Consider the following 12256-nt stretch of genomic DNA (forward strand, 5'->3'; position numbering starts at 1 on the left):
CCAATTGCTATGTCTGTTGTTATTCAATAATAATCTCTTCAATCTCCCATGTTCCGTTGTAGGTATTCACAGCAGGTTGAACAGCCACTTGAAGCAGTCTGTCTTTGATATCTTTAAATTGAGAAAGTTTTATTTCGTAAGTCTGAAACTCAGTATCGTTAGCACTGATTGGTATGTTTATCCATTCTTGCTCATCCCAATTAACCGGATTTGCTGCACTGTTCCAAAAGTCTTGCCCCTTATTACGAGTAGCAAGAGAAATTTTCAGTATATCGGCATAACTTTGGTTACGAATTTTAATAATGACTTTTGTACAACCATCCATCGGTGTGAAAAGTACAGGCGCACTTGTCAGTAGAGCTTTCGGCTCTGAAATCTTACCAGATAATTTACCATCGTTCATGTAAATGCTGGTTCCATTTAAGGCTTTCCAGCCCATAGTACTGTTCTCAAAATGGAAAGTTCTTCCCGGTCCCGGATAAAATCTATCGCTTTTAGGAATGCGTATTGTTCCATCCTCATTAAAGAATACAGGTTTTAAGCTAGCTCCGCGATAGAATGCGCTAATATCGTGGTTTTCTTGCAGCACATATTTCTGACCGTGCCAATCGAAGAAACTGGTATGTCCGCCACTTAAAAAGGCGCCCTCGAAGGTATAGGGGCCATATAAATTATCGGACATCGCATAGCGAGAGCCAAAAACCAGATAGTAAATATTATTGCGCTTAAATAGGGTAGGCTTGTCTTCTGATCGGAATGGCTTGCCATCTTTATATTTTATCTCAACAGCTTTAGGTTCTGTTGTTAGCGACATCATATCTTCGGCCAAAGTTGCCATGTAGTATGTTCCTGCACCAAAACAGATTGTGTAAACGTCCTCCTCCTCATATATTTCAGGATCGTATGGGTTTACAGGAACAATATCTGCAGGCAATAATGGTTTGCTTAGTAGGTCTTTATAATCGCCATCAATTTTATCGGCTACAGCCACGCCAGTATCGATATGCTGATTGGAGAAGAACCAGTAATACTTGCCGTTGCGTTTTGTGATATCGCCTGCCCAGCAATGCGGAAGATCGCCAATGTAGGTATCCTTTGGTAAAATGCTATTGTGATATTTGTAGTTCTTCAGGTCTGTTGTTGACCATATTTCCCATCTGTCCATTGGGAATTTGTGTGAAGGTTCCCAGCTCTTATCATGGCCACAAATAAACCAAAGCGTATCGTTTTCAACCCATGCATGCGGATCAGCCATGCCGTGTTCCGGAACAATAAGATCTACTTTAATGGCATCAGGATTATAACCTGCAGCAGCATTGGAACGACGTAACAGTTCATCGCGCATTGCTTTTGCATTTTTAGCAAATGCCTCTTCGTTTCGTTTTTCAACATCTGGAAAGTTTAATCCATTGCTGGCGATATTATTTAAGGATACACCCCAATTACCTAGCAATGTCCAGTAGGTTGCACAATCAGAATCATCAACACGGTTTTTATTGAATTTCCCTTCGCGGAAGATCTTACCTAATTTACTTTCTGTAAATAGGTCGTAATACTGAGCACCTTTTTGAGCATTTTCAACGATGCCATATTGGCCAATTCCGCCACATTCGTAAAATTCGAAGCGACCATTTAGCGCCATTTTTTTTATGTAATCGCAAGCAATAGGATCGCCCATGCAATTGTGCGTGCGCTCAGGGTTAGCCTCATTACCCACATGAAAGTTTGATGAAGTCCAGTGACTAATAAACCGAAGTTTATTTAATAAATCGGTACGCTTTTTTTGAATACAGTAACTTACCAATATGGCTTGTTCGGTTAATGGGCCGAAACATAATACGTTTAGTGTTCCTTTGGTTTTTTCTAGCTCTTTGTATAGGGCCTGAATACTTGGGTAATCACTTAAATTATAGTTTTCGTTCCATGCGAAATTTTTGCCTTGTCCTTTAATGGATGACTCCATAAAACGAAACTTACTTTGGTATCCACCGATGTATTTGTTTAAGTTCGGAAGGTCGGCAGCATAAGCCTTTCCGTAGGTTTCTTCAGCCCAAAGTTTCATATCTTCGGTATCTTTGTTCCACGGGTGGGTTGTGCTTCCCAACACAATGGCCCGCGTATCAAACTCATTCGACATGAGTATATAGCTGGCTATTGCCGAAATATCATCTGGGTCGTTAATGTTTTTGCCGCCATCGCTAATTAACCAAACAGCAGGCTTTTGTGCATATAGGTTAAATGAAATGGCGAGTAGTAGAAGTAGTAGTAGCTTTTTCATTGTAATGTCATTATTTTTTTAATAGTTGGTAATTAGTACTTCTTTGATTTAATCTCGAAATAGTCTAAACGCATCAATTCACCCTCTTTACCTTTAAAAACTAAGTACAAGTTTTGCGGTGTTTTGAGTTTAGGCAATGCACAGCCCACATTTACGTATTTGTTCCAAGCGCCTGTAGGTTTAATTTTGCAAGAGGCAAGCAGTTTTCCTCCAGTACTTTCTGAACGTACCTCAATAGTTCCTCCTTTGGGGTGAGCACTTGAAACGCTGAATTCTATCTGAGCGTCATCAGTAATATTATATACTTTGGGATAAAATAAATAGCTTTTATTTGTGATGTTCTGAACCTCAAAACCTGTTGCGCCTTCCTTTTTCAGAAGTTCATCAGAAGCAGCAAAATAGCACTCGGCCTCAATATTTCCCAAACTCGCATCATATCGTGCAACACCTAAATCTACTTTGCCATTTAGTGGTCGCTTAACAACAATTTCTCCATTGTTTTTATAGTGTGCGTAGCATAAAAAGGTATATCTGAAATAGGGAGCTTGCCATGCTCCGGCGGTGTAGTAAGTTTGGTTGTGCCACGTAAAAAAAGTGCCATGGTCGCCGCCAGCTTCAAGTTCCCCTCGGTATTCATACGGGCCATAAAGATTATCAGAGCTTGCGTATTGGCCATGGTGGGCATTTAAATAGTATCTTCCGTTGTGCTTGTGCAGGTAACTGGCATCGCGTTTTATCTTGGTGTTGTCAGCCATTACCAAATCACGAGGTTCAGACTTAATGCTAAGCATATCTTCGTTAAGTTCGGCTATTTGGTACGAATTGTTATTCCAACCCGTTTGTCCCCAAATGATATAATGTTTACCATCATCATCTATAAATATGGTTGGGTCGTATTTTTTATTCTTTAAAGGCTTTATATCCTTTGTTAAAACAGGTTTTCCGGTATCAGTATAAGGCCCTCCTGGATGGTCACTAACAGCAACACCAGTGCTAATATTGAAATTGCTGAAATAGAAATAGTATTTGCCATTTCGGCTTGCTCCATCGGTAGCAAAGCATTTATCTATTTTCTTACCTATGTAGGTGTTTTCAGGATACAAAACAAACTCCTTCTCCCAATGCACCAAATCCTGCGAAGAGTAAATGTTCCAATTGGGCATCATGTAAGTGGTGTTTTTATCGCCAATAATGGTATCGTGACTGGCAAACAAATAGGCCTTATTATTAAAAATATGAATGTGCGGATCGTTTACTCCCGCATCGGGGATGATCCCTTTACCCAAATGGCCAATGTTATTGTTTGACCCAACATCTATTTTTATATCTTTCTGAGCACTGATTAAGCAAGTGCTTAATAGAGCTGATACGATTAGAATAAAATTTAGAAATTTCATAGTGTATATGTTTATTGCATTTACGGTATTTTACCGCTTACAAATGAATGTAAAAGCCTCTGTTTTTGGCTATGGTTATTGACCGGATTCTTTTAATTTTGACCACACAAATAATTTACCCCCTGTTGAGAGCGTGCATTATGACTGATTTAAAATTATTATATACTCAAAAATTAGTGAGGCTAAGAGTAATGTTGACTTTTATGTTTTTGTGCGTTTGTGCTTGTGTTTCATTAGCATCATCAACGCAAGTTTTTACGGTTAACGAAGGGCTTAGCTTAAATGAAGTTAGGGGAGTTTATCAGGATAAATATTTAAAGTACATCTGGATTTATACCCAAAATGGTTTGAATTGCTATAATGGGCACAGCATTGAGAAACTATATCTTGAGCGTGATAGTTTAAAGTCGAATAACTTTATAAATGATATTACTGAAGATAATTTGAATCAGCTTTGGCTTGCCACCAATATTGGTTTGGCTTGTTATAACTATGTGAGTAAGGAATGGATGCCATTACCACTTTATTTGCAGAAGGAGAAATACCAGCATATATGTATGTTTAATGATAGCTTATTATATGGAATAAGAAATCATGAGTTGGTAGAGCTTAAAATTCAGGGCGAAAATGTCTCTATGCATGAAGTATCTATCCCCGCCAAAGCGGTAAATGATATTACTGTTGTAGATGATCAACTTATTATAGCCTCGTCGAGAGGAATATTCGCATACAAACCCAATGAAAAGCAAGTAGAAAGTATCATCCCTGCAATAAAAAAATGTACTCAGTTAAAATACTTAGCTAAAACTAATAGTATTTGGATTAAGCAAAATAGTAGCAGTTTTATTATCCCAATAGAAAATGGGCACTTTGATGTTTCGGGCATGAAAGACTACCATATTTATTTGCGGAAACAGACTGGTATTGATTATAAAATTGGAGATGTTGCTTTTTCGGATGGTAAATATTGGTTTGCTACGCAGCAAGGTTTGATTTCGGTTGATAATGCAAGCCAAAATATTAAGTTTAAGAATCCTCCAAACTATTGGATGAATTCCTTGCTTGCGGATAATAAAGGTAATTTATGGTGCGGAACATGGCAAAAGGGCGTGGTGAAATATGCCAATCGAGAAACGCTTTTTAATACTTACAGAAAGACGGATACGGATAGTAAGATACCATCAGGCTTAATCAGTAGCATTTTAGAAATAGACAGCAATAGCATTGCTTTGGCTACAGAAACAGCAGGTTTAGTAATATATGACAGAGCCAAGGGCCAATTTAAAAGCGCAAAAGGCAATGACTACCAATTAAGCAGCAACATTATGCACTGCGTTAAAAAAGATTGGGAGGGAAGAGTTTGGAGCGGATATTACGACAATGGTTTTAATATTATTTCAGGAAAGAATAAAGAAATTTACAATACCGTAATTAATGCTTTCTTAAGTAGGAATGCTCGCATAACCTGTGATGATTTTTGCTTTGATGATAAGAACAAGATCATATACATTGCTACTACTTTTGGTGTGCTAAGCTTCGATACCGAATCGCTACAGATATCAACTTTGATAAAAAGTAATGAGGGATATATTTCCTCCCTTTTTAAGGATGAGAAAGATAACCTTTGGATAGCCTCTAAAAACGGATTGAAGATCTATGATTTAAAATCAGATTCATACAATATAGAATTGGAAAAGAAGGCTCAAAAAATGGGGCTAACTTCCGTTGGGATAACCTCCATTTACTGCGATTCAAAAAATAATATTTGGATTGGAACCTATGGCGATGGGCTTTATTATTACCAAACAAATAAGGGTTTTATTGAAGCAATACAACAGGCTGAGCATATCGATTTTAAGGTTGTATACAGTATTGTTGAAGATGATTTGGGTAGAATTTGGTTGGGCACAAATTCCGGTTTAGTAGCTTTTGATTATTCTACCAAACGCTTTTTAAATTATAAAAAGGTAGATGGCATACAAGACAATCAGTTTAACTATAATGCTGCAGCAAAAGCTAGTGACGGAACTCTATTTATGGGTGGTATCAATGGGTTTACTTATTTTAATCCTAAAAACATCAAAGCCAATATAGAGCTTCCTAGTCCTGTTGTTTCAGATATTACTATTGGAAACGATCACTACAACGTTGGTCAACTCGCCACTGGGTTGTCAACCAGCTACGATAAAAATAGCTTCGAAATTTCTTTTTTTACACCAGATTATACCTTTTCTGAAAGCTATATCTATAAATATTTTTTAGAGGGTTATTCAAGCGAGGAGCGGCTTTGTACTAAAGGAACCAATAAAGTCTTTTTTTCCAATGTTCCACCCGGCAAGTATAAGCTAAAGTTATGGGTTGCACTTCCTAATTCGGCATGGTCAGCGCCTACTTATAGTCCTGAAATTATTATACATCCTCCGTGGTATAAATCAAATGTGGCTTATATCCTTTATGTAGTTATTTTACTTGCACTATTTTTTATTACTTATCGCATTACTCGAAAGCAAGCCTTATACAAAAGTTCCATTGCATTGGCTAAATTAGAGAAGAAGCAAGCAGAAGAAATCAATCAGGCAAAACTTCGTTTCTTTACTGATATTGCACATGAAATCCGAACACCTCTGACTCTAATTTTGGGTCCGATAAAAGAAATATTTGTAAGCAGAAAGCTTGATTATGAATTGCAGCATTCATTAAGCACGGTGCATAAAAGTGCCAATAAGCTCACAAACTTAATGGATGAATTGCTCTTGTTTCGGAAAGCTGAAAACGGCGCACTTCCTTTAAAGCTGCAGGAATGTAATATTGCCCATCTTATTAAGGATAATTGCGAGTTGTATCAATATGAGTTGTCTGGCAAAAACATCGAGATCCATTATTTTATTGATGAGAATATAAAAATGGTATGCGATGCAGATAAAATTGAAAAAGTAATCACTAATCTTCTTAGTAATGCCATTAAACACACACCGAAGGACGGCACAATTAATATAAAGGTTGAGGAATTAAATAAGGGAATTGAACTTTCGGTACAAGATACTGGCAAAGGCATATCTTCCGATGAGATTAATACTATTTTTAATCGTTTTTACCAAACAGATAACAATAATCAGCATGGTTTTGGAATAGGATTGGCTCTTGCTAAAAAGATTATTGAGGCACATAATGGAACTCTGAATGCAGAAAGTTCACTAGAAAATGGTAGTACTTTTAGGGCTTTTATTCCTCAGCTTGTAGCTAATGTTCCGGGAGAATATAAATACGATAAGAATACCTCAGGTAAAGTATCTACTCAGAATACAGAAAAGGTGACGATGAAGAATGCTCTTAAAGGAAGCATACTAATTGTGGAAGATAATGATGAAATCAGTAAGTACATTGCAAGCATATTTGAAAAGTATTACAACGTGACCGTAAAGCCTAATGGTAAAGAGGGTTTTGAATATGCTACCAATCACATTCCTGACATTATTATTTCTGATTATCAGATGCCCGAAATGAATGGAATTACCATGTGCCAAAAGCTAAAGAGCGCGTTTATAACTTCGCATATTCCTGTTGTATTACTCTCTGCATACAACGAAGTGGAAGAACAACTTAAAGGCCTAGAGGTTGGTGCCGATGATTATATAGGAAAGCCCTTTAATAGTGATATTTTGTTACAGAAAATCAATAATATTCTTCAATCGCGTAAGCAATTAATTGAATCATTTAAAAAGGGTGATCATGTTGATTTATCTAATTTTGAGCAGCAAGACCAACGTTTTTTAGACAAGCTTAATAAAATTATTATGCGCGAAATGAAGCACGAGTATTTTGGTGTGCCCTTGTTATGTGAGCAAATTGGAATTGGCAAAACCACATTAAACGATAAGCTAAGGCGTATGCTTGATGTTTCAACAGCAGAATATATTAGAAAGATGCGCTTAAAAGAAGGTTATAGGTTAATTACTGAAGAGAATTTTTCGCCTTCAGATGCTGCTTATGCCTTGGGTTTTTCTCCTGCTTACTTTTCAAGTTGTTTTAAGAAAGAGTACGGTGTTTCACCGGGGAAGATTTAATGATGTAATCCTTGATAATCAACTCTCCTGAGTCTTCGTCCAATAGAATAGTACTAATTATCTTACACTTATAATTAATATAAGAACGTAATTGCGCCTTGCTCTTGTCTTCTTCAGTATAAATATGGTAATGCTTCGTTGTTGGTAGTTACTAATACGCGCTTATATGGTTCAAAATTTATGAGAAAATGTATATTAAGTAGGAAAAAATGTCTACCGAGCTTGCAAAAATGTCTACCAAGGAGGAAGAAATGTCTACCGAAGGCGAAAAAATGTTTACCAGATAGGAAGGAGACTCTACCAGACAGGAAGTAGTGTCTACCGAGCTTGACATTGTATCTACCGAATAGGAAGAAGCCTATATTACATACAATTGATGAAGTATATGGGTCTATTCAATAAACTGAATTACAGACTATGTGTGTAGTTCTGCCCTTTTAATGCACAGTGCCGAAGTTTTCGTGTCACTTATAAAGTTGGTCCAAAACAGACTCAGTAAATCGTTAGTGCAGGAAGTATTAATGCTAAAGTATTGTTGAATCAGAAGCAGCTCGTTGTAATCTATCATTTATTGTTTTTCCTAAGCCATTGTCAGGGAATCGCTCAGCAATAATTACATCTAAATTCATTTTATCCAAATTATGAAGCGTACTGAATAAATTGGAGGCAGCCTCTTCGAGGTCATTTTTATTGGATAAAGCAATTTGGTAAAAAACAGAATTACTATTTACTGTTGAATTGAATGTTATTAAACCAATGCGTTTGTTTCTATATTGTTCTATGCTCTGTTCAATGTTATCCGATAAACAAAATTTAGTTGTGGGAGAGTAGTGCTTTAATAACATTCCCGGAGCATCAGGGGTGTTTTCTGATGTGTTTAATACAGTTAATTCACCTGCAACTTCTTCAATATCTTCCATTGATAAAGCTCCTAAACGAAATAGGATAGGGGTATTATTCTTAAAACCAATAATAGTAGATTCAACGCCTTTTTCACAGTTACCACCATCTAAAATGTAAGGTATTTTGTCGCCTAATTGCTCTTCAACATGGTGTGCACTGGTTGGACTTAAATAGTTAAAAGGGTTCGCACTTGGGGCTACAAGGGGGAAATCCAATTGGTTTAATAACTCTAATGTAACAGGGTGTCCTGGTAATCTTACCGCAACAGTTGATTTCCCTCCCGTAACTAAATCCGAAATACAATCCTGCTTATCAAGCACCATTGTCAGTGGTCCGGGCCAAAAGGCATCTGCTAACTTATAAGCTAAAGGAGGAATATTTGTAGCTATTTTGGCTAAGTCATCAATACTTTTAATATGAACAATAAGCGGGTTGTAGAAAGGACGATTTTTTACTTCAAATATTTTCTTAATCGCTTTTTCACTGTAAGCACTACCTGCTAAACCATATACAGTTTCAGTGGGTATGGCTACTACGTCTTCTTGTTTTAAAAATTCCGCTGCTTGTTCTATATTGTTCATTTGATGGTATTGATATTTTTGAGAGCACAAATGTATAGTATTCCTTGATAATCTTAAAATACTGACACTTAATATTTATAGAAGTTGTTAAAAGTCATGCCGACAAACTGCGAGTAACATCTTAATTTTATGAGATTGAAACATGTATTTTATTTTGTCTCATAGAACTCTCGTTTCATTGACTTCAGCTAATTTTTATTCCGTAGCTAAGGCTACGCAAGAAAAATTGAGCTTTGCCACTGAAAACCAATAGGTCACTCTCGAAATTTCCAGATAACATTAAACAACTTTATAAAAAAGAAATACGGTAACTGCATAAAGCAATTACCGTAATTTAGGTCATCTGAGTTAATTATAAATTACTCAGTATTTCGTAATCTTATTTAAAATCTTCTACTTTTTTGAACGAGTAATCGTACTCAAAACTCATTGGTACAATTTGGTTGTACTCTTCAATAGTTGCATCATTTAAACAAGCCTCAATAATCTTACGTCCTGTTTCCATTAATCCTGGTTGTAAGTATTGCTTTAATTCTTTTTTAAAGAATTCAGTTAACTCAGCAGCACCTGCATCATAACCTTCAACACCAACTTCTGGTTGCTTGTAAACTTTTAATAATTGCTTAGGAATTTTAGAACCTTCAATTGTTAAGTAGTTTAACTCATATCCTAATAAAGGACAACGAGAATCTTGGTATTGATCTTCGCGTAACTTAGCAGCACCACGACGCGTCATGTACTCACGCATTAATAACTGAGGTTTGAAACCTACTTTCCAAGAACCAATGTTTTGATTAGGTACTAATGTAAATGTAGTACGTGGCGTATCAATAATTTGCTTTAATAACATGTTAGCATGATCCACTTTTTTACCAGTAGCAAATGGCCAGTATGAACCAACACCTTCACTCTGCATAGAACCATCACTTACAATAGATGGGTTTTTGTGTCCACGAGGAGCAACCAAACGCCATAACCAAGCTAATGCTGGCGGTAAAATATGGAACATACCTGCAATACCGTAAGTAGGCTCTCCTTTAGTACACTGAGGAGCACGTAAACCAAATGAGCGAACATCAACAGCTACTGGGCGGTCAATTACGTTTGGCATAATCTTACGAGGGATTACCACACGTGGGTTCGGACACTTTTTACCTGGCTCATCTTCGATGTGATCCCAAATAAGAGCAGTAGAATCTGGATTAGTATCAATGTTTAAGAATAATAATGGCTCTTTAGGATTAATACAAGTTTTCTCTAGTGTTGGATCATCACCATATTCGTTTACTGAATCCACACGAACGAACCAAGAGTTCTCAGCATCAACGATACGTAATTTACCATCAGCTTCTTGAACAGAAGGGTGACAGAAAGCCATATCATCAGCAACCGGACGGAAAGCACAAGACTTAGGAATCTCAACGTGCTTAGTTTCGCCAGTAACAATGTTCTGACCTAATAAAATACCACCTTCAGGCTCACGTAAAAGGTGTTGGTGTAACTCTGATTTACCACCACCAGAAGCACCCTCGTGCATAAACGTAGTAATGTTATCGTAAGGAGAAATAGCCTCTACTGCAGAACAGTGAGCTGTTACCCATCCTTCTTTTTCACCTTGAGTTAATAATACTCCGTAAACACCTTTTTTAGCAGATGGTCCTGGGTATAAGTTATATGAATATAATTCGTGAACTTCGTCAGTACGGTTGTGAACTACAACTTGTTTACCTTCAAAGTGTGTATGACGGAATACAGGAGCTACAAAAATAGAAGACTTAATTTCCATTCCTTCTTTCAAATCCTCAAGCGATTTCATTTCCTGAAGCATAGCCAAACCTAAAGCGAAGAATCCAGCATTAGCAGGAGCAATAGCAATACCTAAAGAACCAATTCCGGCACGACCTGCAAAATAGAAGAATACAGCTAGGTCTTGTGCTTTCATCCATTCAAATGTTTCGCCTTGAATTTTTGAGAACTCATACCCAAACTTATCTTTAAATTTAGTTTTGTCTGTTGGTTTATCATCAGCAATGGCCATAGTTCCAGGGTCTCTACGACGCATGTATGACTCTGTGTAGTTTGCTGAAATACCATTCTTTACACGATGAACAACAGCTTCTGTGTATTCACCTTTTCCAGGTACATCATATTTAACTTCGAATTCTAAATTTTCTTTACCATTGGTTGCAGCATTTGCAAGCTCCTCAGTACTATTAAAAAAAGTAACACTTTTTGCTTCATTTAAAAGCGTAGCAACATTATCTGGTAATGCAATCTTTAGTTTCTCAAGATGTTGTTGTAAGTCTGTCATCTTTCTTGTTTATTTTATGATTAATGTTATAATTTTCTATATTTCACTTATGCATTTGATTAATGCATGTCAGGAGGGGTTATTACCCATATCACTTCAGTGGTTTCATCAGATTCATTGTAGGCTTCGTGCGATCTATTTGAATTAAAATAGAAGCTGTCTTTTTCCTGAAGTGTATATTTCTTTTCTTTGAATTGAAGTACTATTTCTCCCTTTAAAACAAAGCAAAATTCTTGTCCAGGATGCGTTCTCATAATGTTTTTAGAGTTTGAACCCGGTTTAAACTCAATTAAAAAAGCTTCCATTTGTTTACCATTGCCATGATTCGATAACAAATACAAAGATGCACCTGATTGATTCTGCTCAACAAAATGCTTTTCATCAAATTTAACTAGGGGATTGTTCGTTACAACTTCATTCTCTCCAATTAGTTCTCCAACGGATGAGTGTAGGTTATCTGCAATAGATTTTAGAGTAACAATTGAAGGCGATGCTTTAGCATTTTCAATCTGAGATAAGGCACTTGAGCTAATACCAACTCTTTTTGCCAAATCATTAAGTTGCATATGTAATGCCTCTCTTTTTCTCTTTATTCTAATGCCCAATCTCTTCATTAATGTATGATTTTGTAATCGTTGCAAAGGTAATAATCGAAGGTAATTAAGCAAAGTTAAATGGAATTAAGCAATACTTAATTTCTATGTTATTGAGCATAATTTGTT

Annotated in this window: 6 protein-coding genes; 1 reads left to right on the forward strand and 5 read right to left on the reverse strand. The window is 36.5% G+C overall.

The window, feature by feature from the left end:
* Positions 1-19: 19 nt before the first annotated feature.
* Both A8B35_RS20020 and A8B35_RS20025 read right to left on the reverse strand, forming a co-directional pair.
* Positions 20-2278, reverse strand: a complete 2259-nt coding sequence (locus A8B35_RS20020; RefSeq protein ID WP_068475403.1) for a family 43 glycosylhydrolase — start codon at positions 2276-2278, stop codon at positions 20-22.
* A gap of 32 nt (positions 2279-2310) precedes the next feature.
* Entirely contained in the window at positions 2311-3675 is a 1365-nt protein-coding gene (locus A8B35_RS20025; RefSeq protein WP_068475405.1) for a family 43 glycosylhydrolase, read from the reverse strand.
* A 140-nt stretch (positions 3676-3815) separates the two neighbouring features.
* Here A8B35_RS20025 and A8B35_RS20030 point away from each other — a divergent pair, with 140 nt between their 5' ends.
* A complete protein-coding gene (locus A8B35_RS20030; RefSeq protein ID WP_068475407.1) occupies positions 3816-7739 on the forward strand; it encodes an ATP-binding protein in 3924 nt (1307 codons plus the stop codon).
* 524 nt (positions 7740-8263) lie between these two features.
* Here A8B35_RS20030 and A8B35_RS20035 read toward each other — a convergent pair.
* From A8B35_RS20035 to A8B35_RS20045, 3 genes are all read right to left on the reverse strand, one after another.
* Complete coding sequence (locus A8B35_RS20035; RefSeq protein WP_068475409.1) at positions 8264-9223, reverse strand: L-threonylcarbamoyladenylate synthase; 960 nt, start codon at positions 9221-9223, stop codon at positions 8264-8266.
* Between the two features lie 379 nt (positions 9224-9602).
* A complete protein-coding gene (locus tag A8B35_RS20040; protein WP_068475411.1) occupies positions 9603-11534 on the reverse strand; it encodes a DUF4914 family protein in 1932 nt (643 codons plus the stop codon).
* 59 nt (positions 11535-11593) lie between these two features.
* Entirely contained in the window at positions 11594-12148 is a 555-nt protein-coding gene (locus A8B35_RS20045) for a helix-turn-helix domain-containing protein (RefSeq protein ID WP_068475413.1), read from the reverse strand.
* Positions 12149-12256 lie beyond the last annotated feature (108 nt).

The organism is Saccharicrinis aurantiacus, from assembly GCF_001660705.2.
In the GTDB taxonomy this organism is placed as follows: domain Bacteria; phylum Bacteroidota; class Bacteroidia; order Bacteroidales; family Marinilabiliaceae; genus Saccharicrinis; species Saccharicrinis aurantiacus.

What these genes read in the sequence shown, in the direction of transcription:
- A8B35_RS20025 (WP_068475405.1), bottom strand. Translation starts at nt 3,675, where the DNA reads ATGAAATTTCTAAATTTTATTCTAATCGTATCAGCTCTATTAAGCACT.
- A8B35_RS20040 (WP_068475411.1), bottom strand. Translation starts at nt 11,534, where the DNA reads ATGACAGACTTACAACAACATCTTGAGAAACTAAAGATTGCATTACCA.
- A8B35_RS20045 (WP_068475413.1), bottom strand. Translation starts at nt 12,148, where the DNA reads ATGAAGAGATTGGGCATTAGAATAAAGAGAAAAAGAGAGGCATTACAT.
- A8B35_RS20035 (WP_068475409.1), bottom strand. Translation starts at nt 9,223, where the DNA reads ATGAACAATATAGAACAAGCAGCGGAATTTTTAAAACAAGAAGACGTA.
- A8B35_RS20020 (WP_068475403.1), bottom strand. Translation starts at nt 2,278, where the DNA reads ATGAAAAAGCTACTACTACTTCTACTACTCGCCATTTCATTTAACCTA.
- A8B35_RS20030 (WP_068475407.1), top strand. Translation starts at nt 3,816, where the DNA reads ATGACTGATTTAAAATTATTATATACTCAAAAATTAGTGAGGCTAAGA.